The 24629-nt window shown below is 38.8% G+C and carries 21 protein-coding genes; 3 read left to right on the plus strand and 18 right to left on the minus strand.

The window, feature by feature from the left end; all coding sequences use genetic code 11:
* Positions 1-8: 8 nt before the first annotated feature.
* Genes I573_RS01620 through I573_RS01630 form a run of 3 tightly spaced genes read right to left on the minus strand, consistent with a single transcriptional unit; the run spans position 9 to position 3387 of the window.
* Entirely contained in the window at positions 9-1475 is a 1467-nt protein-coding gene (locus I573_RS01620) for an ABC transporter substrate-binding protein (protein ID WP_016184823.1), read from the minus strand.
* Between the two features lie 22 nt (positions 1476-1497).
* Positions 1498-2424 (minus strand): carbohydrate ABC transporter permease, encoded by a 927-nt coding sequence (locus I573_RS01625; protein WP_016184824.1) that lies wholly within the window; start codon positions 2422-2424, stop codon positions 1498-1500.
* An 18-nt stretch (positions 2425-2442) separates the two neighbouring features.
* Positions 2443-3387 (minus strand): ABC transporter permease, encoded by a 945-nt coding sequence (locus tag I573_RS01630; protein WP_016184825.1) that lies wholly within the window; start codon positions 3385-3387, stop codon positions 2443-2445.
* Between the two features lie 181 nt (positions 3388-3568).
* Between I573_RS01630 and I573_RS01635 the strand changes: the two genes are divergently transcribed.
* Together I573_RS01635 and I573_RS01640 are read left to right on the plus strand one after the other, a co-directional pair.
* On the plus strand, positions 3569-4258 hold the full coding sequence (locus tag I573_RS01635) for a YjjG family noncanonical pyrimidine nucleotidase (protein WP_016184826.1): 690 nt from the start codon (positions 3569-3571) through the stop codon (positions 4256-4258).
* 87 nt (positions 4259-4345) lie between these two features.
* Complete coding sequence (locus I573_RS01640; RefSeq protein ID WP_016184827.1) at positions 4346-5548, plus strand: MFS transporter; 1203 nt, start codon at positions 4346-4348, stop codon at positions 5546-5548.
* A 37-nt stretch (positions 5549-5585) separates the two neighbouring features.
* Here the strand turns inward: I573_RS01640 and I573_RS01645 are convergent, their stop codons facing one another.
* The 8 genes from I573_RS01645 to I573_RS01680 all read right to left on the minus strand — a co-directional run bounded on the left by I573_RS01645 (position 5586) and on the right by I573_RS01680 (position 15421).
* Complete coding sequence (locus I573_RS01645) at positions 5586-7406, minus strand: monovalent cation:proton antiporter family protein (RefSeq protein ID WP_016184828.1); 1821 nt, start codon at positions 7404-7406, stop codon at positions 5586-5588.
* Between the two features lie 128 nt (positions 7407-7534).
* On the minus strand, positions 7535-8476 hold the full coding sequence (locus tag I573_RS01650) for an NADP-dependent oxidoreductase (RefSeq protein WP_016184829.1): 942 nt from the start codon (positions 8474-8476) through the stop codon (positions 7535-7537).
* A 127-nt stretch (positions 8477-8603) separates the two neighbouring features.
* Positions 8604-9608 (minus strand): ABC transporter substrate-binding protein, encoded by a 1005-nt coding sequence (locus tag I573_RS01655; RefSeq protein ID WP_016184830.1) that lies wholly within the window; start codon positions 9606-9608, stop codon positions 8604-8606.
* Positions 9605-10384 carry an ABC transporter ATP-binding protein gene (locus I573_RS01660; RefSeq protein ID WP_016184831.1) on the minus strand — a complete coding sequence of 260 codons (780 nt, stop codon included), beginning with the start codon at positions 10382-10384 and terminating at the stop codon, positions 9605-9607. Before I573_RS01660 ends, I573_RS01655 begins: the two co-directional genes overlap by 4 nt.
* Positions 10385-10390: 6 nt before the next feature.
* Positions 10391-11422 (minus strand): FecCD family ABC transporter permease, encoded by a 1032-nt coding sequence (locus tag I573_RS01665; protein WP_245555059.1) that lies wholly within the window; start codon positions 11420-11422, stop codon positions 10391-10393.
* 34 nt (positions 11423-11456) lie between these two features.
* Positions 11457-12497 (minus strand): NAD(P)/FAD-dependent oxidoreductase, encoded by a 1041-nt coding sequence (locus tag I573_RS01670; RefSeq protein WP_016184833.1) that lies wholly within the window; start codon positions 12495-12497, stop codon positions 11457-11459.
* A gap of 201 nt (positions 12498-12698) precedes the next feature.
* Entirely contained in the window at positions 12699-14093 is a 1395-nt protein-coding gene (locus tag I573_RS01675; RefSeq protein WP_016184834.1) for a glycoside hydrolase family 1 protein, read from the minus strand.
* 14 nt (positions 14094-14107) lie between these two features.
* A complete protein-coding gene (locus I573_RS01680; protein ID WP_016184835.1) occupies positions 14108-15421 on the minus strand; it encodes a PTS sugar transporter subunit IIC in 1314 nt (437 codons plus the stop codon).
* A 149-nt stretch (positions 15422-15570) separates the two neighbouring features.
* On the opposite strand from I573_RS01680, the gene I573_RS01685 reads away from it, so the two are divergent.
* The gene (locus I573_RS01685; protein WP_016184836.1) at positions 15571-16269 is read left to right on the plus strand and encodes a GntR family transcriptional regulator; all 699 of its coding nucleotides are present in this window, start codon (positions 15571-15573) and stop codon (positions 16267-16269) included.
* A gap of 89 nt (positions 16270-16358) precedes the next feature.
* Here I573_RS01685 and dhaL read toward each other — a convergent pair whose 3' ends face one another.
* The 7 genes from dhaL to I573_RS01720 form a co-directional block, all read right to left on the minus strand.
* Positions 16359-16946: a dihydroxyacetone kinase subunit DhaL gene (gene dhaL, locus I573_RS01690; protein ID WP_016184837.1), complete on the minus strand. Its 588-nt coding sequence runs from the start codon at positions 16944-16946 to the stop codon at positions 16359-16361.
* Between the two features lie 11 nt (positions 16947-16957).
* Positions 16958-17944, minus strand: coding sequence for a dihydroxyacetone kinase subunit DhaK (gene dhaK / locus I573_RS01695; protein WP_016184838.1), 987 nt, complete (start codon positions 17942-17944; stop codon positions 16958-16960).
* A 1-nt stretch (position 17945) separates the two neighbouring features.
* Entirely contained in the window at positions 17946-18344 is a 399-nt protein-coding gene (dhaM, locus tag I573_RS01700; protein ID WP_016184839.1) for a dihydroxyacetone kinase phosphoryl donor subunit DhaM, read from the minus strand.
* 115 nt (positions 18345-18459) lie between these two features.
* Positions 18460-20085 carry a peptide ABC transporter substrate-binding protein gene (locus I573_RS01705; protein ID WP_016184840.1) on the minus strand — a complete coding sequence of 542 codons (1626 nt, stop codon included), beginning with the start codon at positions 20083-20085 and terminating at the stop codon, positions 18460-18462.
* Positions 20086-20098: 13 nt separating this feature from the next.
* Positions 20099-20806, minus strand: coding sequence for a gamma-glutamyl-gamma-aminobutyrate hydrolase family protein (locus I573_RS01710; RefSeq protein ID WP_016184841.1), 708 nt, complete (start codon positions 20804-20806; stop codon positions 20099-20101).
* Between the two features lie 189 nt (positions 20807-20995).
* Entirely contained in the window at positions 20996-22744 is a 1749-nt protein-coding gene (locus I573_RS01715; protein ID WP_016184842.1) for an ABC transporter ATP-binding protein, read from the minus strand.
* Positions 22728-24485 carry an ABC transporter ATP-binding protein gene (locus tag I573_RS01720; protein ID WP_016184843.1) on the minus strand — a complete coding sequence of 586 codons (1758 nt, stop codon included), beginning with the start codon at positions 24483-24485 and terminating at the stop codon, positions 22728-22730. Before I573_RS01720 ends, I573_RS01715 begins: the two co-directional genes overlap by 17 nt.
* Between the last annotated feature and the right edge of the window lie 144 nt (positions 24486-24629).

Raw genomic sequence — 24629 nt, forward strand, 5'->3', positions numbered from 1 at the left:
CTTTCTTCTTATTTACTCGTTGAGATAAATTCATCTAATTGTGTTTGCATTTCTGTTTGGACTTTTGACCAACCTGCTTTTTCTAGATCAGCATTTAGTTTTGGTAATGTTTCATCTGGATCTACTGAACCTGTATTTAGATTGGAAGCATAACGGTTCATGACATTTGCGATATTGGATAATTCAGTTTTTACTTTATCCGTTTTGAAGTTGAACCCTAAGATTGGAGATTCTTTCGCCTCTTCAATACTTTTATCGCGTTCTTTGATCATTTCGTCTGTAATCGATTCTTGTGTATAAAGGATCATGTTGTTTCCAGTATTCCAAGCAGACATATGTGTATTTGGTTTGTATCCATCTAACACTTTCAAACGATCATCGCCAACTTTTTCCCATGCTTCTCCTTCAACACCCCATACTAAGCCATTTAATAATTCTGGATCAGTATTCAATAAGTTTAAGAATTCGACTGATTTTTCTTTATTTTTAGAGGTGTTTGATACAACAAAGTTTGCCATTTGGGCTTGACTAGTCGTTTTTAATTGTGGTGTCAACGGACGTGAAGTCAATGGTTGGTTTGCAGCGTTTGTTAAGATCGTATCACCGTAATCCATTGGTCCTTGTGTTTCTTCACGCATCAACCAAGTATTTCCTTCTAATGGGTAACTTGTCGAACTTGTTGCAGCATCTGTTGGGATCAATCCTGCTTCATACCACTCGTGTAATGTTTTCAATGTTTTTTGATGTTCTTTATCTTGATATTGATTGATGATCTTTGGTGTCCCTGTTTCATCTAGTTTCACTGCAAAAGGATAATCTTTTCCTAATGGATAGTCAAAATTTCCTGAGGCTTTAAAACTTTGTCCAATTGCAAATGCGGCAATATTTGGTTCTTTTTCATGGAATTGTTTTAATACTTCTGTTGCTGATTCGTATGAACCATCGACTTTGCTGATATCTAAATTATATTTTTTCACGTATTGATCATTAAAGGTTAATACTTGTTGGCCCCAGGCATTTCCATATACTGGAATCGCATATAATTTACCATCGACCATATTCCCTTTTTTATACATCTCTGGTAACTCATCCATATACTCTTTTGCATATTCTTGAGATAGATCGGTTAAATCGGCAAAAGCTCCTTTTTGAGCATTTGCGACATATTGTGAAGAAAAGGCAATATCGTATACTTCACCTGAATTGATGATCGTTGGCATTTTTTGGTCCCAATCGCCCCAGCCAATATATTGTAGATCGATCGTCACACCGATTTTATCTTTGATTCGTTTGTTGGCAATTTCCATCAACTGATCGTAATTTTCCGGCTTATCCCCGACTTGATACATCAGAAGTGTCGTATCGCCACCATCTGATTTTTTGTCATCACTTGACTCTGAACTGCCACATGCTGCTAATCCTGCTGTTAGTAACCCAGCAGTTGCTAGACCTAAAACTTTTTTCCAGTTTTTCATATATGCTCCTCCGTTCATTTTTTTATTCTTTTACGCCACCGATAGTTAATCCACCAACAAAATAACGTTGGAAGAAAGGATACGTCAAGGCAATCGGTAAAGTAGAAACCACTACGATCGCCATCCGAGCAGACTCACTAGGTAATGCGGCAAGACCACCTTGGATCTGTGCACCCATGCCTGCATTTTTTGCTAAATAATCTAGATTATTTTGGATCTTCATCAATAAATATTGTAACGGAACTAAACTATCTTTTTGAATATAAAGTAACGCATTAAACCAATCATTCCAGTACCCTAATGCCGCAAATAAACTAATTGTGGCAATCCCTGGTACTGCAAGTGGCAACACGATACTCATAAAGATGCGCATCTCACTTGCCCCATCGATTCTAGCCGATTCAATGATACTATCTGGAACAGTTTTGATAAAGAATGTGCGCATGACCAAGATATTAAATGGTCCTAAGGCTAAGGGTAAAATCAATGCCCAAATCGTATCTTTTAAGAAAAGTAAGTTGCTTACGACTAGATACGTTGCCACGATCCCTGGTGTAAATAACATCGTGATCAATGCAAAGATCGTAAAGAATCTACGAAATGGGAAATTTGATCGTGAAATCACGTAAGCATAAAGTGATGTCATCGAAGCATTCACTAATGTTCCGAATACGGTTACAAATACAGTGACGCCAAATGCTTGGAAGATTTTTTTACTCATCTCACCAGCAAAGATATAGCGATAGGCTTCAAAAGAAAATTCTTTTGGCCAAAAACGATAGCCCATCTCTACTAATGATTGTTCACTAGTTACAGAGATCATGATGACGAAAATAAAGGGAAGTACACAAGAGATCGCAAACAGTGCAATCATAATATTAAACAAAATATTCGCCGTCGAGTTGAAGGAACGGACTTCTACTTTGTTGATTTTTTTCTTTGTTGCCATATTTTCCTTCACTCCTTTTTAGAATAATGCTGAATCTGGTTCTAAACGACGAACAACTAAGTTTGTGAGTAACAATAAGATTGCGCCGACTGCCGATTGATAAAGTGCTGCAGCTGCTGTCATGCCGATATCTCCAGTTGCAATCAAGCCGTTATAAATATAAGTATCCAATACAGAAGTTACGTTGTATAATGCGCCAGATTGTTGCGGTAAATTATAGAACATCCCAAAATCTGCCCTAAAGATTCCACCGATATTTAAAATCAGTAAGACGGACATCATCGGTACGATCTGTGGAATCGTCACATGCTTGATCTGTTGCCATTTACTTGCTCCATCGACCATTGCTGCTTCATAATATGTAGGATCGATCCCCATAACGGAAGCATAATAGATAATACTGTTATACCCAAGACTCTTCCAGACATTCATGATGACAAAGATCAATGGCCACCAAGTTGGGTCGGTATACCAATTGATCGGTGTCTTTCCTGCCCCACTTAACCATTGATTAATGATCCCTTTATCTGGACTTAAGAAAGCGTAAACAAAATAACTGATTACGACCCAAGATAAAAAGTAAGGTAATAAAGACATCGTATGGTACACTTTGACCATTTTTTTATTTCGTAATTCACTCATAATAATAGCAAATGCGATGGCAAAAAAGAGGTTAAATGCTAAAAATACAATATTATACAAAATCGTATTTCGTGTGATCAACCAAGCATCAGAAGATGAGAATAAAAACTTGAAGTTCTCAAATCCGACCCAATCACTATGCCTTAAACTATCAATAAAGCCATTTGGTGAAATCCGAAAATCTTTAAATGCCACGATATTGGCAAATACTGGAATATAGAAGAAAAAGATAAACCAGATAAATCCTGGTAAAGCCATTAGAAGCAATGCTTTATAGCGCCATACATTTTGCCAAAAGCCAGCCTTTTTTTTCTTTTTCATTGTGTCATCTCCTCTCACAAAGAATCATAACGCTTTCAAAGAAAAAATAGAATAAACAAATTTAATCTATCCCTAAACAAAATAAAGATTATTATGCTATAGTGCATAGTAATTGCTGATAACTTCATTTACACTAAATAAAGTTTCGAAAACTAATCGAGTTTAGAAAGGAAGACGGAAGATGAACAAAAAGATCTTGATTTTTGATCTAGATGACACCTTATTGGATTTTAAAGCAGGAGAAATAAAAGGCTTGAAAAAGGTCTTTACTCGCTTTGCACAAGCTGACCTAAACTATCACGAATGGTTGACAACCTATCACAATGTCAATCAACTCGTTTGGAAAAAAATTGAACAAGGAATGGCGGCTAAACCGCTACTTGATACTCGTTTTTCAGATACCTTTTCAGCGTTTGGACAACGAATCGATGGTAAAGAAGCAGAAGCGTATTATCGTTTGCAACTAGATCAAAATGATGCCATGATCCCCGGCGCTAAAGCCTTGATTCACACATTAAAAGAAGCAGGCTATCTCTTGATTGCGGGAACAAATGGCAAAACAAGCACACAATATCAGCGCTTAGCTGCAACCACACTAGACCGCTACTTTGATCATATTGTGATTTCCGATGAGATCGGTATCGCGAAACCGCATCCCGATTTTTTTGCGTATATCTTCAAATTGTTACCAGAATATGAACGCTCTGCTTATGTCATGATTGGCGATTCGTTACGTTCGGATATTTTAGGAGCCCAACAAGCAATGATCGATAGTATTTGGTTTAATCCAACACATGCTGAAAACCATAGTGCGATCATGCCCACTTTCACTGTCAGTACACTAGCTGAATTAGCAACACTTCTTGCATAATTGAAAGGAAAAATAAAATCCATTTTCATGAATTTTTTTACATTTTGCGTTAAGATAAGGATATCCTAGATTCAAGGAGGAATCGTTTTGTATCGACTCAAACATCTGTCTATGTGGCAGAAAAACTTGATCGTCTTATGGTTCGGAGTCTTTATGACAGGGATCGGAATGAGTGAGATCATGCCATTTCTTTCTCTTTACATCGATGAACTTGGTACCTTTACGCAATCACAACTGTCTTTATATAGTAGCTTAGTGTTCTCCGCAGCATTTCTCGTTATGGCCATCGTCTCTCCGTTTTGGGGGCGTTTAGCGGATAAAAAAGGGCGGAAATTGATGCTCTTGCGTTCTGCACTTGGTATGGCCATCGTATTTTTCAGCATGGGATTTGTCACAAACGTTTGGCAACTATTATTGCTTCGGGCATTACAAGGTGCATTTGGTGGATTCACCTCAAATTCAAATGCATTGATCGCCGTTCAAGCTCCTCGTGAAAAATCTGGACAGGCCTTGAGCATTTTGGTCACAGGAGCGACAGCTGGTACCCTTTTAGGTCCTTTGATTGGTGGAACCTTGGCGAGTATCTTTGGCTACCGGTTATCTTTCCATATTACAGGGATCATTATGTTTTTAGTCTTCTTGCTTACTTTATTTTTAGTAAAAGAAGATGTCGTGACCAAAAAAGCTGAAGAAGCGGTCGTGATTTCCCAACCAAAGTTGTCTTTAAAACTAGTCTTACATCAAAAAATCATTTTGGCTCTGTTTATTACGACATTAAGTGTTCAATTAGTGAATATGGCGATCAATCCGATTTTAAGTCTTTATGTCAAAGAATTATTGAATGGTCATCAATCCGTTACATTTATTGCCGGGATCGTTGCGGCGATGCCGGGAATTTCGACCATGATCGCAGCACCTTTGTTCGGTCGTTTAGGTGACCGGATTGGAACCAATAAAGTGTTGATTTTCGGCTTTGCTCTTGCAGCGGTCACGTTCTTGCTCACAAGCTTTACTCAGTCGATCACGCAACTGATGATATTACGATTTTTCACCGGGATTTCAGATGCTGCGCTGTTTCCTTCGATCCAAAGTTTGCTTACTAAGAATACTAAAAAAGAAAATACTAGTTTGATCTTTTCATACAATCAAAGTTTCCAATCGATCGGTAGTGTTATCGGGCCTTTGATCGGGGCGTTTATCGCAAATCTATTTGATTATCCTGCGATTTTTGTTTTCTGTAGTCTATTGATGGTTTTAAATTTTATCGCATTGGCGAAACAAAAAAACTAAAAGACTTGGACAAATTTGTCCAAGTCTTTTAGTTTTTTTAATTTCGTACACTTAATTTATTTCGCAGTGCACCTACTGTTTGTTTATTCCCCGTAAAGATCAGATGATCACCATATTCGATGATCGTATCTCCACGTGGAGCAATAAATTCACCATAACGATAAATCCGACTGATCGTAATTTCTTCGATCATCGGCATATGTTTTAAAGCGATTCCCGTATAGCGGCGATTGCTTACAGTGACTTCATACAATCCTGATTCAGTATCATTTAACATCTTCAATGTCGATGGTGAATCAATCATTTCCCGTAATAAACTAATATTGACATCAAAGGTATTAAATAATTCGACACCTTGTGCTTTTAATTTATCATATCGAGTATTTTCTAAATCATGTGATTCAAAGCGAACGATGATTCGCGGGACGTTATACGCTAAAGCTGTTTTAGCGATTTGATAATTGATTTCATGATCGCGATAAGCCAGTACCAACACTTCAGTATCAAATACCCCTTGTTGCGCTAACGACTCTTCACTTAGATCGTCCAGTAAAGTAACGTCCTCAAGTGCATTATGGAACGTTTGATAATTTTGTTGATCATCGGTCACCATTTTAATATCGTACCATCCTTTAGACAATTGTTGTGCTACTGGAATCGTCAATACATTCAATCCAACAATATGCAGTGAGGTATTGTGGACTTCTTCTGGCTCAGGTCGGTACAATTTATTGAATATAATAGGAGAAACGATACAGCTTAAGACAGCTGCTAGTGTAAATGCTCCTGCTTGCTGATGCGTAATTTGATCTAAGGATACCGCTACTTCAAGTGTGGGTAAGACCAACGTAATCGTCGTTGCCGATAAAAAGATACTCGCTAAAGCATTAGATATTTGGAATTGTTTACGAAAAACAAAAAACAAGCCTGCTTTAGCCACAATAAATCCGACAAACAATAATGGAATTAAAATCAAAGATTGTGGATCTTGCAATAAACTCCGCAATTCAAGATTCGCTCCTGTCATAATGAAAAAAATCGGAATAAAAAAGCCATAACCAATCGAAGTCAATTTTTCTTGTGTCGCTTCACTCGGACTTAATAGCTTCATCACGATCCCTGCTAAAAAAGCTCCTAAAATATTTTCAGCACCTACAGTTTCTGCAACGGTAACGAGCGTAAAGACGATAAAGAAAGCTAGGCGGATATCTAGTTGCGTCGTTGTTTTGTTGATCCGTTCAAAGAAATGATAGATCCCTCTAAAGCGCATCAACAAAATGATTGCGACTACAAAAATAATCAAAATCAGCCAAATTTGTTTGCTATCGCCTCCAGTTAATGCAGCATAGATAGACAATGCGAGCAAGGGAACCACTTCACCTAAAACTGCGACTAAGAGTAACGTTTGACCATAGGGTTTACTTAATAATTCTTTTTCTTTTAAGGCTGCGATCACAACACCTAATGCGATCGTTGAAAAAAGGATCGTCGCAATCACGATATTATCAAATAATCCTGTTATAAAAAGACCCCATCCGATCAAACCAGAAAAAATTAAAATCATTATAAACGACAAGACTGCGGTTTTAACTGGTGAAGGTTCGGATTTGTCGTCTCCTTTTTTCGCTTTAAATAAATCAAAATCGATTTCCATCCCCGATAAAAAGATCAAGATAACTACACCTAATCCAGAGAGCATCGATAGACTATCGCTTTCACCGATTAACGATAGTCCGGTTTTTCCGATAATAATCCCCACTACGATTTCAGCAATCGCCGTTGGCACTGCAGTAATATTAAATCGCGCCATCGCTAAGGGGATCATCAATGCTGCAAATAAGACAATTAATAATGACATGTTTTTCACCTACAATTTACTTTTTCATTTCGTACATGTCGTCCATTATAAGCTATTTGAAAACAAATGAAAAAGTTTTTACTCATTTTCATAAAAAATAGCCATCACTTGATGGCTATTTGAACGTGTTATGCTTTTTCAATGACGATTTTTCCTACTGCATGATGTGTTTCACTTAATGCATGCGCATCATAGATTCCTTGACGTGTTAAGGGGAAGGTTTCGCCAACCACACTTTTTAGTTTGCCTTCTTCCATTAAATCGCCTAATTCTTTCAATTGTTTGCCGTTTGTGTCTAACCAAACTGCTTTAGCATGAATGCCTTTTTCTTTTGCTTTGTCTTCATCTTCGATCGACAAGATACTGATCAAATAGCCACCTTCTTTTAAGATGTCCATACTATTTTTTTGTACATCGCCACCCATGGTATCTAACACCATGTCGACTTCTTTAGCTACATCTCTAAAATCAGTTGAACGGTAATCGATCACTTCATCGGCACCTAAAGATTTTAACAACTCATGATTTTTCTCACTTGCCGTTGTGTATACATACGCTCCTTTAGCTTTTGCTAGTTGAATCGCATACGTTCCTACACCACCAGCTCCTGCATGGATCAAAACTTTTTGGCCTTCTGTTACATGACCATGATCAAATAATGCTTGATAGGCAGTCAAACCAGCTAATGGTACCGCTGCAGCTTCATTGGCACTTACGCCTTTTGGTAATGGAGCCAATAGATGTTCATCAACAATCGTATGTTCCGCATACGTACCAAAACGTGTTGTATCTGGGCGTGCGAAAATACGATCGCCTACTTTCCATTCTGTTACGTCATGACCAACTTCTTCGATCGTTCCAGCAACATCCCATCCTAAAATAATCGGGAAATCCCATGGGAACATTTGCGCTAAATAGCCTTCACGTAATTTCCAATCGATCGGGTTGATCGATGTTGCATCAACAGAAACTAATACTTGTTTTCCACCTAACTCTGGTAAAGTGACAGTTGCTTCTTCTAATTGATCTTTGCCACCATATTGATTGATGACGACTGCTTTTGTTTGCATCTTCTAAATCGCTCCTTTTTTATGGTTACGTCTTGCTTGATTGTTTATATTGTATACAATAGATTCTTTTTTGACAAAAGAAATGCATTAAAAAAACCGCAATGACCAGGGTCACTACGGTTTGAGTTTACTTCATTTGTTTGACTAAAGCTTCCATACCTGTAAGAGATTGGTAGCCATAACCAAACAGGTAATTATAATCGACTGCATAAACTTTTTTATTTTTAATGGCTTGCATACTTGATAATTTAGGATTTTTATATAACGCATCGATTACTTGTTGACCGGTAACACTATCTTTGATCGTCGACCAATCGCCAACAATGAGCACTTCTGGATCTGTTTTGATCAACGTTTCTTCACTCACTTCACCAGCTTGATCTTTAAAGACATTGTCTAATTTGATCATACTAAAGAGATCATTAAAGAAAGGTTCATCGTGTGCGCTATAAACAGACACTTGACTAGGATCACTCATATGAAGATAGGCAAACGTTTGGTTTTTTTGATCTTTTACACTGTCTTTTAATTTTTCTTCACGTGCTTTGATTTCATCAGCAAATGATTTTGCGGCCTCTTCTTTATGGAAGATTTTCCCTGTATTTTCGATATCTTGATAAACAGAATCAAAAGTCGCTCCGGTGATCGAAGACTCTAAGACATACGTTTTCACACCCATATCATTCAAGGAATCGACCGTACCAACGCCCCAATCTTGATTATCAAACAAGCCCCCACGACCATAGATCAAATCAGGATCCACACTTAAAGCAGTCTCTTTTCCAATATAGCTATTGCCAAGGTCCTTTAAGGTATTAAATTCTTTTTCAACGCTTTGATCTGCTGCACCAAATGTTGCCCCGACACCAGCGATTTGATCTTTCAATCCTAAATGCAACAACAATTCAGCTGCTGGACGTGTATTGGCAACGACTTTTTTTGGTTCTGCATCAAAGGTTTCTTTTTTCTTCGTCCATTCCGTGCCCCCTTCTGCACGGGTATAATTCTCAATCGTCACAGGATATCCGCTAGCTTGTTCGCTAGAATTCGTCGTAGCGTTACTTGTTCCACAAGCACCTAAAAATACAACGCCAAGGCCCAATCCTAATAATAATCCGATTCGTTTCTTCATCTTGTATTTTCCTCATTTCTACTATAATAAAAACCTAATCCATTGGTGATCGGATGACGATATACTTGACACTTCACGCCATACAATTCTTCTACTAAAGCTGAAGTCAACACTTCTTCAGGTGTCCCCTTGGCTACAACTCGTCCATCTTTTAATGCGAAAAGATAATCACAGTAATGTGCGGCATCTTCTAGATCATGTAAGGCTGCTAAGACCCCGATCCCTAATTCTTTGACCGTTTCTAAAATCTCTAAATGATACCGAATATCTAAATGGTTGGTCGGCTCATCTAAAATCAAATATTTGGGTTGTTGGGTAATCGCACGTGCCATCACGACACGTTGTTTCTCCCCACCTGATAGCGATAAGAAACTACGATGACGATAGGTTTCAAGTCCAGTCTTTTCTAGTGCTTGCGTTACGATCTGTTCATCCTCAGCATTTTCTCCTTCTAAAAATCCTTTATAAGGAGTGCGCCCCATAAACACGATCTGTTCCACCGTTAAATCAAAACTCAGTTCATTAAATTGACTCACTACGCTCAACTGTTGTGCTACTTGTTTTTCATGGCTATTTAGTAAGTCTAGTTCGTTTAATCTAATGGTACCGCTATCTGGTTTTAAAGCTTTGTATACCGTTTTTAGCAAGGTAGATTTGCCACTACCATTTGCCCCAATCAAACCGACAAATTGTCCTTTTTTTGTTTGTAAGGAAACATCAGATAAGATCTTTTTTTGTCCTAAAGTGACGTTTAACTGATTGATTTCTAGTTCCAAGATCGTTTACCCTCCAAACTGGTATTGCTTTTTCACAATAATATAAATAAATACTGGTGCACCGATAATTGCTGTAATGATTCCAATCGGAAGTTCCACACCCGTTAAGATCGAGCGCGCGAACAAATCTGCCCAAATCATAAATAGTGCACCCGATAAAGCAGATAACGGGACTAAAATACGATGATCTGAACCCACAAATCCACGAACGATATGCGGAATGATCAAGCCAACAAAGCCAATCATGCCAGAATTTGCGACAATAATACTCGTTAATAGTGCTGAAAGCATCATATAGATCTTACGATAAAAGGATAAACGGATTCCTAACGTAACCGCGACTTCATCGCCTAATAACATCGTATTTAACACACGTGCTTGTAATAAAAAGTAAAGTGTCAAGAGGCAAACAAATGCAGCGACTAAAGGCAGTTTACTCCAACTTGCAGACGCTAAACTTCCCATCGACCAAAAGGTGACCGATTTGATTCCTTCTGCATTATTTGCTAAATAGACGATCAAATTCGACAAGGCCCCGCCAAGTGCACTAATGATCAATCCTGATAATACTAACTTAGTTGACGTCATCTTACCCCCTACTGCAGCCAATACAAGCACGAGTACGGTGGCAATCAATGCACCTACAAAAGCGCCAAAGGCTACACCAAATTGGGCAAAAAAGGCTGAGCTACCAAATCCAATCAAAATCGCAAAAGTAGCCCCTAATGAAGCTCCTGATGAGATTCCTAAGATGTAAGGATCTGCCAGTGGGTTTTGCACTACCGCTTGCATCACGACACCACTAACCGCTAGACCCATTCCAACTAAAATCGACAGAAAAATTCGTGGCATGCGTAAAAACCACACGATATTTACAGTTGAATCCGGCAGTCCCTCAACAGACCCAATCCATCCACCACTCAACTTATAGACTAGGATCTGATAGATCTGCGGTAATGTAATCTCTGCTTGCCCATTAGCCAATGCAATCCCACTTGAAAGAAATATCAACCCTAACGCAATCAAGCTAAGTACGATCGCGCGTTGGACTAGATGACTAGAAAAACTGGTCTTACTCACTTACCGCCCAACTTTCTTTTAGCATTTCCTGATTTTTCTCATGGAATTTTTGATTATGAGAAGAGACCATGGCTTGCTTTGTACTTTCAGGTTCCAGATACAGTTTGATTTGATTTACAGCTTGTGCGGCATCTTGGAAGGCCCCCGCTAATAAATTGACTTTGCCTACACATGAATGGATATCTCCAGCGGCAAAAATACCAGGAATATTAGTTTTTGTCGGTTCTTCACATAATAGATAAAAATCATCTTGACGTGTAAACTGAAAATCTAGCGTATCCAGTAGATCTGCTTCTCGATCGTATCCATGCTGGACCAATACATGATCACAAGGTACATATTGTACCGCTTTGGTTTTGGTGTGACGCAAGTTCAACATCAACGGTTCTTGGAAATGTGGATCGATCGATTCGATCACGACATTCGTGAATACTGTAATATTGGCTTGCATTAATTTTTTGATTTGTGCTTCATGTGCTTTCAATGCTTCTCCTCGGTAACACACGATGACATTTGCACCATAGTCTTTGGCTTCTAATGCATAATCGACTGCACCATCTCCGCCTCCTGAAACGACTAATGTTTTATTGAAAATCGCGTGTTGATCAGGAAATTCATAATGGATATACGCGCCAATTTGCTTTTGAATAAAACAGGGCAATTTTTGTGGCGAGATAATTCCACCTCCGATTGCAAAAAGAACCGTTTTTCCTAAATAGGTCTTGCCATGTTGGTCTGTCAACAAGAAATTCGTGTCTTGTTTGACCATGGTGGTAATTTTGGTGTCTAAAAACACATCTGGAGCAAATGTTAATCCTTGTTCCACTAATTGTGCTCTGACTTGTTTTCCTTTTGTAGGGGGTAATGCACCAATATCCCATACCATTTTTTCAGGATAAAAGCTTAGTTTTCCTCCTAATTCAGGTTGTGCCTCAAAAAGTGCGACTGAAAGATCACGTAATCCGGCATAAAAACTACTATATAATCCAGCGGGTCCTCCGCCAATAATCATCACATCATATACTTGGTTCATGGTCTTGCCTCCATTTCTCCATTATCAATTGAAAATCATTCTCAATTACATAAGGTCATTATAGACAACTCTGTTTTATTTGTAAATCCTTGTTTTGAATAAAAATTAAATTTTAATAAGAAAAATCTCATTTTATTCTCGTTTACTACGGATTTTGAGCATTTTTTTTGCCAAATAAAAAAAGAGAGGAATTCCTCTCTTTTACTCTAATTGACGTGTTTCGATCAAGTTTCGATACCAATAGGCTGATTTTTTTAACGAACGTGCTCGAGTCTCATCTACTTCGATACGAACCAATCCATAACGATTTTTAAACGCGTTCATCGGGGACACACAATCGGTAAAGGCCCAAAGCATATACCCTTCACAATTTGCTCCTGCTTCTACTGCACGCAATAGTTCCGCTAAATGTTCACGAATGAATTCGATACGATAATCATCTTGCACGATTCCAGCCTCATTAAGATACTGTTCTTCATTTTCTTGTCCCATTCCATTTTCGCTGATAAACCATGGAATATTCCCATAATTTTCTTGAAGATACATGGCGAGATCATACATGATCGTGGGATAAATCTCCCATCCGCGAGAGCGATTCATACGTCTTCCTGGTAACTCGAAGGATTCATAATACATTTCTGGATGAAATGGAGTGGCTTCATTCCAAGCAAAACGTGGTGCTTTTACTCGTTTGGGATAGTACTGATTGATCCCTAAAAAATCACATGTATGTTGTTTGATGATCTCGAGTTCTTCATCTGTTGGATCAAAATAGATGTTATGTTCTTGGCATAATGTGATCAATTCTTCCGGATATTCACCTAAAACCATCGGATGGAAAAAGACTTGGTTAAAAAATAAATCATACATTTTTGCTGCGTGGACATCCGCTTTTGACTGTGATCGAGGATATACCATCTCAGGATTTAAGACACAACCAATTCTACCTTCAAATTTTCCTTCTTTAAATACTGCGATCGCTTTAGCAGAAGCCAATGTTTTATGAAAATTCCATAACATCCATTTCTTCGTATCTTGTTCGTGCGGCCAACGAATCGCATCTAAATAACAACGAGTTTGAATCACGATAGGCTCGTTAAAAGTAAACCATTGATGAACCCGATCGCCATAGCGTTCAAATACGATCTTAGCATAATCGGCATACCAATCGACTACTTTTTTTGAAGACCAACCATCGTACTGTTCCATATAATAAGCTGGTAACTCGTAATGTTCTAAGCACAAGATGGGTTCAACTCCTACTGCAATCAATCCATCGATCACATGATCCATATGTGTGGCATAGGCTTCGTCTACGACCAATTGCTCATAGTCCGTGAAAAAACGTGCCCAGTTGATCGAAGTTCGATAATGGGTCAAGTTGATTTCTTTCATCAAGTCGATATCTTCTTGATACTGTTGCATAAAATTAGTCGCAACATCTGGTCCTTGACCATCATGCCAAACAAATTGTTCTTCTTTAAACCACTTGTCTAAATAAGAATCTTGTTGTTCTTTTTTTCCAGACCAGCCCTCGGTCTGCCAAGCAGATGAAGCTGCTCCTAAAATAAATGTGTCGGGAATTTTTTTTGTCATGTCGTTACTCCTTATTATGCGACTTCAGTCAATGTACGATTGGATACTTTTACAAATGGTAGATAGATGATGATCGAGACTAGAATACAAATACACTGTGTGATCACAGCACCTAGATCACCAGCTGTTGCTAGATAGGCATTGATAATTGGTGGCATCGGCCAAGGAACCATCACAACTGCTTTTGCTGCAAATCCGATACTTGTAGCGATGTACCCAATCGTCCCTGTGATCAGTGGGACAAATACAAATGGAATCGCTAAAATTGGATTCAACATGATCGGCATCCCAAAAATCACAGGTTCATTGATATTAAACAACCCTGGAACAAATGATAATTTTGTGATCTCACGCATATCCGCCCGTTTTCCAGTAATAAAAATCGCAATCAATAATCCAATCGTTACACCAGATCCCCCCATACTCATATACATATCCCAAAACGGCATCGTAATAATATTGGGTACGTCTTTTCCAGCTTCAAAAGCTTCTGTATTCACGGCAATCGCGGCAAGCAGCAACGGTTCACGAATCGGTTTGACCATTTGATTGCCATGAATCCCAATGACCCAAAAAATTTGAGCAATAAAGACAAGAAGTAAGATGCCTGGCAATCCTTGAACGACTCCTTCTAATGGTCGTTGGATGATGTTGTAAATAATATCATAGGCGTATAAGCCTGTTAGCGCGTGAATGATGAAGCCTAATGCGGAGATCGCTGTAATCGTTAAGATCGTAGGAAACAAAGCAGAAAAACTCACTGCAACGTTAGCTGGAACAGTATCCGGCATTTTGATTTTTAGTCGTTCTTGACGAGACAACCACGAATACAATTCAATCGATAAAATCGCAACAAACATTCCCAAAAACAATCCTTTAGTATCGGTATATTGTTTGGCTAAAACATTAGTCACTAAAACATTTCGCTTTTCTTCAGTTAAAAAATCATATGTCGTAGGATTCACAGAAAGATAGGCCATTACTGCCACGATACCTGGGAATACACCCTCGATTTTATTTAACTTAGCCAATTCGATTCCAATTAAAAAAACAGCATAGATCGTTAAAAAACTTAAGGTCACATAACTGATCGAACTAGCGATCGGTTTTAGATCTGCTAAAAAACGTAAAGCGGAGATTCGTGCTAATCCATTTTCAGAATCGAACACCATTGCGGAAAATAGTGTACCAAATGCACCAGTAATAATAACTGGTATCAATGCCGCAAATGCGTTTTTGATCACCATGATGTAACGCCAAGAATTGATTTTTGCTGCAACATTTCCTAATACAACAGATAACTTATCTAAAAAACTCCCCTGTGACATATCCATATCTCCCATCGTAATAATTTAGGTTGTAAACCTGTTTACAACTTTAAATTAACGTATTATCATCGTAATGTAAACGCTTGTATTTGTGAAAAAGCGTTAGTTGTAAAGGTTTAAGTTTACAACTTAATAAAGGAGACAGACGCATGCCTTATTTTCAAGAAATCGCACATGAACTTAAACAACAAATTTTAGCTGGAACATTCAAAAAAGAAGAACGTTTACCTACTCAACAAACTCTTGCGCACACTTATCAAACGAGTCGTGTCACGATTCAAAAAGCATTGAATCTCTTAAAGATCCAAGGATGGATCACAACGGTTAAAGGCTTGGGTACCTTTGTCGTCGGCCCAAATTCGATTTACGATTATGAACCTGCTTTTTCACGAGGGATGACGTATAAACTAGGTCACTTAGGCGAATTGACCACGAAATTGATTTCGTTTGAGATCAGTACACCAAATGAACTTGAACAAGAAAAATTAGTATTGAAAAAAGATGAATTGATTTATGATATCGTACGTTTACGTATTTTCGAAGGCGAGCCACTTGCACTTGAATATACCACTATGCCGGTCGCACTAGTACCTGATCTAAATATGGAAATCTTAGCTCAATCAATTTATCGACATCTTACCCAAACACTAGGCCATACGATCGGCAAAACTCATCGTAAAATCAAAGCCGATCACTGTGACGCGTACGACAAACAATATTTAAACTGTGCACCACACGATCCAATCTTGGAATTTGAACAGGTTGTCTATCTTGATTCTGGGATTCCATTTGAATATTCTCAAACACGCCATCGTTACGACAAAGGAGATGTTTCCCTTGTTTTTTAATAAAAAAAGGAGGTATGACAGAAATCTGTCACACCTCCTAAAAAATGAATAAACAGTGGTTTCATAAGTAGCTCTTTTTATCACGGCCTCTACTTGATCAATGTTTCAAATAAATAGCCACTAGATTGCGCTCCAGGATCGATATGGCCAATTGCCCGTTCTCCGAGATAAGAAGCGCGTCCTTTCTTGGCAACCAGCTCTTTTGTATGATGGACATAGGCAGTGATTTTTTCTTCAGTCAACTGATTTTCTTTCAACTCTTCCACACAAGGCCACCACACATCTAGCATCGTTTTTTCTTCTAATTCTGCTTTACCACGTTTTTTTATCCCCAATGCACCGGCTTCTAAAACAGCTGCTAGTTCTGCCGTATCGAGTGTCTCATACGCTTTACTTGCTTGCGCCATCGCCATGAATGCGGACCCATACAAAGGTCCTGATGCCCCACCGACTTTAGAGATCATGGCCATCGCCATAGTTTTAAAGACATCAGCAATGGATTCAGGTGCTTTTTTTTCTTTTGCGTCTTGGTACGCTTTGACTCCACGCGCCATATTGTTTCCATGATCCCCATCTCCGATTGGCGTATCCAGATCACTAAGTACTTGTTTATTTTGCTCGATCACCTCAGTAAAACGGTCAAGCCAAGCTTCAATTGTTTCCATTGTATAGTTCATCGTCTTCCTCCTCACCACGCAATCGTTGTAACCTGTTCTTCTAAAGCATCCACCCATTCTGGATGTGTCGTCACATCAAGCATGGTCAACGATAATCCTTGCATCTCAATCGAAGTCATCAAATTTCCAACCTTGGTAAAACGCACGTGAATAGCATGTGTTGCACATAGATCAAGGACATCGTTCATAAACACAAATTGTTCCATCAACGGTGTCCCTCCCATTCCATTGACTAATAGTGCGATTTCTTTTGGCGTTTCTTCATAAGCCTCAAGTAATTTTGTGACCAATTCTTCAGCTAGTTCTTTTGAAGGTTTGATTTTTTCTTTGCGATACCCTGGTTCGCCATGAATACCAACCCCATACTCGATTTCATCTTCTGCCAATTCAAATCCTTTATGACCAACTTCTGGTACCGTAGCTGCCTCTAATGCGATTCCAATCGTTTTGGTTTGAGCAACTACCTCTTCACCAAGTGTTTTTAATTCTTGTAGTGAACGCTTTGCTCTAGAAGCAGCTCCAAGAATTTTATGAACTAGAACCGTTCCGGCTACACCACGTTTCCCAGCAGTGTAGGTACTATTTTCTACCGCGATATCATCGTCGACTACTACCGTTTCCACTTCGATATCGTCCATCTCTGCTAATTCCTTTGCCATATCGAAATTTAAGATATCTCCAGTATAATTTTTTACGATCAATAACACACCCTGATTCGCATTTGCTGCTTTGATTCCTTCTAATACTTGATCTGGCGTTGGCGAAGTAAAGACATCTCCCAGTACCGCAGCATGTAACATGCCGTCGCCAACAAATCCAGCGTGGGCTGGCTCATGACCACTACCACCTCCTGAGACTAATCCTACTTGCTCAGAAGACTTCACTCGGGCAACAACTCGGGTATCTTCTACTCGGGTAACGATCTTTGGATAACTTCGTACAATCCCACTGAGCATTTCTTCTACGATTTGATCTGGTGCATTGATAATTTTTTTCACACTAGTTCCACCCTTCTTTAGTCGATCGTTTGGCTTCGGTTATAATTTGATCGATATCTTCTGAAATACTTGCCGTAATCGCTGCAGCAAATGCCCCTTCAACTAACGGTGCATCGACTAAGTGATAATGTATTTGGCGTTCTTCATCAAGCATATCAAAGGCTAACTCGGCATTTAAGACTGCGCTTCCGATATCCGCAAATACGAAAAATTCCGTCTCTGTGGAGGATGCGTCAATTGCCTCCAAAATTTTAGTTGGATCTGAACCTAAATCACCAGATTCAGTCCCTCCTAATGAATGAATCACTACATGATCTACGGTGTTCATGTCTTCAATCATTTCTTTGATTCCATCGGTAATTTGTTGACTATGCGAGATCAATAAAATTGCATAATGCATTTTCCCACCCCTTTTTTGATAACGTTTACATTTCTATCAAAAAAACATACCAAGCAATCATCTACTTGATATGTTTAGTATAACAAATATTAAGATACTTGTGTATCAAAGGAATTTATTCGACATACGCCAAACGATACGATACCGTACGACCAAATGGGTAGATTTGTAAGTCTTTCAATTGATCACTTTGTAGATATGCAACTGCACCTTGGTATAATGGAATCACTGCTGTATCAGTTTCTACCAATTGTTTTTCTAGTTCTTTCAATTTATCCCAACGTGCTTCTGGATCATTGGCTAACGTCGTACGTGCCTCTTCTAGTCCTTGATCGTAACTTTCGCTAACATAACCAGAAGTATTCAATCCACCTTTAGAATCATAAAATTCTAAGAAGTTGATTGGATCCGCATAGTCTGGTGTCCAAGTTCCAAACGCGATATCAAAATCTCCTTGTGTTTGTAGGTCTAAACGATTTTGTAACGGAACAGATTTCAAATTAATTTTTAGTCCAGGTAAGTTTTGTTCAAGCTGACCTTGGATAAATTCGATCGTTTTCTTCGCTGCTGCCGTATCCGCAGACAAGACTTCTAATGTAATCTCATCTTGACCTAACTCTTGTTTAGCTTCTGCCCAAAGTTTTTGTGCTTGCTCTACATTGTAAGGCAATAAGTCGCCATTTTCTTTACGGAAATCCTCACCAGTTTTTGGATCTTTTGCAAAATTAGCTGGAACAAATCCATTCAAAGCGGTCGAGCCATCTCCTAGAATATCTTCAGCGAATGCTTTTTTATCGATGGCTTGCATGATCGCTTGACGTACTTTGACATTTCCTGTGACTTCACGTTTTTGGTTGGCACTAAGATAGCCAACTAATGATTTTGGAACGTAATGTGCATTTTTATTGTCTTTATATTGTTTGGCATACGTATCAGATAGCGTAGTAAAATCAAGTGCTTGGGTTTCAAATAAATTGACACCTGTTCCAACTTCTTTTACTACTTGAACATCGACTTCATCTAATTTTACATTGTCCGCATCCCAATATTTAGGATTTTTGACTAATTTCCAAGACTCATTCGTTCCTGTCCAATCTTCGATCACAAATGGACCATTACCAACAAAGTTTTCTGTCGTCGTTCCATATGATTTGCCTTTTTCCTTCGCAAAAGCAGCATTTTTAGGCATAAATGGTGTGCCGACTAACACTTGATCTAAATACGTAATCGGACTTTCTAATTCGATTTGAAGTGTTTTATCATCAAGTGCTTTTACGCCTAATGTATCGACCGATGCTTCACCACGACGAATCTTGCTAGCATTTTTAAAAATATCCATTCGGTTACTACTGCTAGACGCGTTCGCTGGATCAACCACGTATTGATACGCATAAACAAAATCATTTGCTGTCACTGGATCACCATTGCTCCAGGTCGTATCTTTTAATTTAAACGTATACGTTTTTCCATCTTCGCTTACTGTTGGCTTTTCAGCTGCCAATGCAAGTTCTGGATCACCATCTTTATTGGTACGATACAACCCTTCTGTTACTTGGCCGATCATATCTGAACTATTTACATCACTGTACTGACCGCTATCTAATGTCGACAATTCCCCAGGTGTCGAGACTTCGATCACTTGTTTTGTATCTGTTGTACTTTCTTTTTTATTTCCTGTCGTACTGCATGCTCCTAATAATAACGTTGCAATTGCTAAACTGGCCACTAACCGCTTTTTCATTTTTTTCCCCCTATTATAATTGATTTACAACATAATCAAATGTCTGCATTTCTTGCGCTAAGACTTCATACGCAAAATCTGGATGCCATTGTACACCTAAAATACGATGTTTTTTTGCTTCGATCCCTTCCACGATTCCATCTGGGCTCCATGCCGTTGCCGTAAATGGGGCAGCGACTTGATCCACCGCTTGGTAATGAAACGAATTGACATGTGTTCGTTGACCATAAATCAAACGTAACGTACTTTTTTCTTTTGTTTCGATTTCATGGGTTGGGATTTCTTTTGGTACAGGAGTTTGCATATGCATGATATGATCAGATTCGATTTTTTGCAATAAATTCCCACCTAAAGCAACGTTGATCAGTTGCATCCCGCGACAAACTGCAAAAATCGGTTTCTCTTGTTTTAACGCCTCATCGATCAACGCTAATTCAAATTCATCTCGTGCTAAATAGCTATGATCCATCTCAGTCTCCAAAGTTTGACCGTAAAATTTAGTCGACACATTTTGTCCGCCTGCTAAAACCAGTTTATCGATCTGACTAACATAATCTTTTGCATCCTCTGGTTGACTGATCGGCAGCAACATCGCCAAACCACCTGCTTTTTGTACGGCTTTGACATAACCTAGCGGCGTATATGCGATCGGCATATGGTGCAACGTCGTTCCTGAATCTTGGATCTCATTTGCTGCAATTCCAATCAATTGTTTTCTCATGTACCTTCATCCCTTTTACGAAACAAATAGTGCGTTAGACCATTCATTTTTTTCTTTCTTATTATTGTAATGTAAATTTTATGAAAAGCCTATTACATTTCACTCATTTAGTGATATAAAAAAATTATCACGATCACTTTGTTTACGCAATCAATCTTACTTGTGTACTCGAATAAACGAAAAAATGGCTTATAATTGCTCGGCTTGCATCTGATACATTTGGTGATAGATTCCATTTTGCTCTAATAAATGAAGATGGTTCCCTTGTTCGACGATTCGGCCTTGATCTAATACAAAAATTTGATCTGCATCTTTGATCGTCGACAAGCGGTGCGCGATCATAAACGTGGTCCGCCCCTTTTTCACCACATCCATCGCTTGTTGAATCATATGTTCTGTTTCCGTATCCACGTGACTTGTCGCTTCATCTAAAATCAGGATTTTTGGATCGACCACTAAGGCACGCGCAAAACTGATCAATTGGCGTTCTCCACTTGAAAATTCATTTCCCTTTTCTACTACTGGATGGTGGATCCCTTTATCGTAACGCTCGATTAATTCGCTTGCACCGACTTGTCTTAGTGCCTCTTTGATCATCTCATCTGTGATTTCCAAACGATTCATACCAATATTACTGGCGATCGTCCCTGTAAACAAATACGGATCTTGCATCACGATCGCCATCGCTTCACGGACACTTTGGCGATTACATCTCGCGATTTCTTGATCGTCGATAATGATTTTTCCTTTTTGGGGATCATAAAATCGAAATAAAAGATTTAAAATACTCGATTTTCCAGACCCTGTGTGTCCAACTAAAGCCACTGTCTCACCTGGTGAAACATGAAAATCGATTTGGTTTAAAATCATATGCTCATCGCTGTAGCCAAATGTGACATCTGAGAATGTGACGGCTCCTTTTTTGATAAAAAACGGGGTCGTTTGTTTACTTTCGGGATCTTGATCTGCAAATTCAAAAATCCGTTTTCCAGCTGCAAGCGATTGTTGAACATTGGTAATCGTCTGGACAAAACCATCGATTGGATCAAACAAACGATTGATATAGTCGATAAATACATAAAGAATCCCTGCAGATAAGGCCATGCGCCCACCTAAAAATTGCGCACTTAACGTTGTGATCACAAGTAGTATCGTGACGTTTCGCAACAACGCACCTAATCCCCAAGCGACTAATGAATCTAGCAGTAAATACTTTCGTCCAGCTAAAAACCATTTTTGAACCGTTGCTTTAAATTCAGTATAGAGCTGATTTTCTTTTTGAAATGCTTGGATCACAGCGATTCCTTGAACAAACTCGTTCAATTGACCACTGATCTGAGAAATATATTCACGCATCGCCAAATTATAGCGTGAAGCATATTTTGTATACAGATGCTGCCAAATGATCAGAATGGGAATCAAGATCAACATCGCCGAACCTAAAATACGATTAAGTAAGATCAAGGCTATAAACGCACCAATGATCTGAATAAAATTGCTTAGTAAATTACTGATCACACTAACGTAAAAATTCCCTCGTAACACTTCTGTATCATTTGTGATCCGTGCCACGACTTTTCCTGAAGGCATTTGATCAAAGTATGAAATCGGCAAACGGTGCATATGTGAAAATAAATCATTCCGCATCCGTTTGACGATTCGGTTTGACATTTTACGTAAGAGTAGCAAACTATTATAGCGCAAAAGTGAGCCGATTAAATTTAATAAAAAATAACTCATCAATAAGACGATCAACAAGTCGCCATTTAAATTCCCTGTCTGATAAGCTGGTGTCATCACTTGATCGATCAACTGCTTTGCGATCATAGGTGAATACAATTCAAGTGCGGTCGCAAGCGTCAGTAAACTTGCCCCCAGCCAAAAACGTTGTCGATGATACTTGATGTAACTTAGAAGACGCTTACTCGTTTGGATCATTCGCTGTCTCCTCCTTAATCTGTTGATGATAATACTGATTTTGATACCATCCTGGTGTATGAATCAGCGTTTGATGCGTACCCATCTGACTGATACGACCATCATCTAATACGATGATCTTATCGGCTTTGGTGATAGCAGATAAACGATGGGTCACGATCAATGACGTTTGTTTGCCTTCCACAAGTGTCTCCATATTTTCAATAATTTGCTGTTCAGTTTTAGCATCTACTGCAGATAAAGCATCATCTAAAAGCAATACTTCACTTTGTCGTAAGAAAGCCCGGGCTAAAGACAACCGTTGTTTTTGCCCACCAGATAATGACACCCCTTTTTCACCCACTAATGTTTCGAGTCCTTCTGGCATGCGTTTTACATCTTCAGCAAAACTAGCTAACTCAAGCGCTTGCCATAGCTGTTCTTCTGTTGCCAAAGCATCGCCAAACAATAAGTTTTCACGAATCGAACGAGAAAACAACGTATGCTCTTGTGGAACTTCAGCTAATTTATCTCGTACATCGCTCATCTTGTAAAGGGTCAAATCTTGCCCGTTTAGTTGCGGAATCTGATGAGAATAAGGATAGCGATGGCCTAGTTGGCGTAGCAATGTCGTTTTCCCACTTCCGGTTTTTCCAACGATCCCTACGATCTCGCCTTTTTTGATAGTGAGATCGATTCCTTTTAATACCAATCGTTGCGTATTCGGATACGCAAACTGAAATTGTTCAAATCCAATCGTTTCGATTTGATCCAATGATTCATGACCAGGTGCTTCTAGATCATCTTCTGTTTCTAATACTTCGTTGATGCGGCGCCAAGAAGCCGCTCCTTGTTGCATGACATTGATCAAATCACCTGCAGAGATCATCGGCCATACGACCATCGTCAAGTAGACTTGAAAAGAGACCATCGCGCCCAATGTAATTTGCTGACGCGAAACAAAAAGGGCTCCAAAACCAAAACTCAAGACAAAACTAATCGCTAAAATCGTCGTGATCAAAGGACCAAATCGTGAATCGATCTCTGATACGATATCGTTTTTTTGTTTGGTTTGTTCAGTCTTCTTTTCAAATATCGCGGCCGTTTCTTCTTCCATACCAAATGCCCGAATCACACGTACACCATCGATCATCTCGAGTACTTCGCTGTTCATTTCAGAAACCGAGCGTTGGGCGTCCGTAAAGGATTCATCGACTTGAGAACCCCATTTAAAAATAAAATAAGCTAAAACTGGCATAGGGATCAACGCAATCAATGTCAGTTCCCATGAAACGGTCACAGCCATCATGGCTAAAATGAAAAAGAGATAAACACTCGTATTGAAAAAGACCATCAAGCCATAGCCAACTGTCATTCCCATAACTTGCACATCATCGCTTGAGCGCGTCATCAAATCACCCGTACGAAATTTTTGATAGAATGGTGCATTCATCTTTAAAAAATGATCCATCAAATTATTGCGCAATGTTTTTTGTAAATCATAAGAGCCAATAAATAAATAAAAATTCCAAATAAATCCCGACACATAAGACAGTAAAATGGCACCTAAAAACAGACCAACATACAACCATAATAAAGGAAAGGTTAAACTTTTTTGAATGATCCCATCAATAAACAACCGCAATAAATACGTAGGCGCGACCGTCATCGCACTTGAGATCAACATAAATAAAAAAACAATGGTGTAACGCCACTTGTGTAACTTGAAATACTGCATCAACTGTTTGATAATATACGTCATTTTTCTTCTCCAATTTCTCTTGATTTTACACAAAAAGACTCTGCCCTCAATTGGACAGAGTCTACAGGTATCTACAAAACATCCTTGTTTGCTATACGTGTGAACTTTGAAAGTCAGGGGGTAGTATACAGAAAATTAAATTTG

The organism is Enterococcus sulfureus ATCC 49903, assembly GCF_000407605.1.
In the GTDB taxonomy this organism is placed as follows: Bacteria; Bacillota; Bacilli; order Lactobacillales; family Enterococcaceae; genus Enterococcus_G; species Enterococcus_G sulfureus.